At 71.1% G+C, this 881-nt stretch carries 1 protein-coding gene and 1 pseudogene; one reads left to right on the forward strand and one right to left on the reverse strand.

Translation table 11 applies throughout. The features are described 5' to 3' along the window. Positions 1 to 182 (reverse strand): annotated as a pseudogene (locus G3I65_RS53300) (MFS transporter); the annotation flags it as partial. 217 nt (positions 183 to 399) lie between these two features. Here G3I65_RS53300 and G3I65_RS53305 point away from each other — a divergent pair. Further along, positions 400 to 783: a peptidase inhibitor family I36 protein gene (locus G3I65_RS53305; protein ID WP_160703907.1), complete on the forward strand. Its 384-nt coding sequence runs from the start codon at positions 400 to 402 to the stop codon at positions 781 to 783. The last annotated feature ends 98 nt before the right edge of the window (positions 784 to 881 follow it).

Here is an 881-nt window from a genome sequence, read left to right on the forward strand (position 1 = left end):
ACGACCCGCCCGGCCGCCGAGGCGGCCGCGAGCATGCCGACGCTGGCGCCGAGCAGCGCGAGCCCGAAAACGCCGGGTGAGGCGTGCACCTGGGCGGCCAGCGCGGGCGTGCGCGTCGCCCAGGAGCCGATCGCCAGGCCGTTGAGGGCGAACACGGTGAACACCGCGACCCGATCCCGCATGGTTCCCCCCTTCGCGGTCCCAGCTTGACACGGCGCGCATAACACCGGAACGCCCCGCCCGCAAGCCCTCGCGGCGGCCATGTGGACAACCGCGCGCGCTCCCCCGAGTTGTCCACAGAATCGAAATCTCTGGCTGACAACCGTTCCCCGGCGAGCCAATCTTGAATCACACGTTCACCGCGGCCCCGGTGCCGCGACTTCCAGAGGGGAAACCACCATGTCTTCAGGCCGTCTCCGTTCCCGGCTCCCGCAGTTGCTCGTCCTGGCCGTGCTCGGGTTGCTGACCAGCGCCGGAGCGGCGCAGGCCGCTTCCGCGCCGCCGGATCCCACCTGCCAGAAGGGCGAGTTCTGCCTGTGGTCGGCCGACGCCTACGGCGGCGAGTCCCAACGATTCGACCTGCGCACCGCGAATCCCGGGGAATGCATTCCGCTGCCCGAAGGATTCGCGGGGTCGTCGTTCGCGAATCTGATGAGCCGTGACGTCACGGTGTACCAGGACGAGGAATGCTCGACCGAGGGCGATTTCATCACCTACCCGGGTGGTGGCACGTTCGTGCCGAACGCGCCCTTCCTCGTCCGCGCGGTCCAGATCTGGGACTGACCTCGACCCGGGTCCGAGCCCGCCGCCCGCTCCAAGGGGGAGCCGGCTCGCGGCGGCGGCCGGGCCCGACCGGGGCCGCTCCCCCGACAGCGGCCCCA

It is taken from the genome of Amycolatopsis sp. SID8362, assembly GCF_010550475.1.
GTDB classification, from domain to species: domain Bacteria; phylum Actinomycetota; class Actinomycetes; order Mycobacteriales; family Pseudonocardiaceae; genus Amycolatopsis; species Amycolatopsis eburnea.

What these genes read in the sequence shown, in the direction of transcription:
- G3I65_RS53305 (WP_160703907.1), top strand. Translation starts at nt 400, where the DNA reads ATGTCTTCAGGCCGTCTCCGTTCCCGGCTCCCGCAGTTGCTCGTCCTG.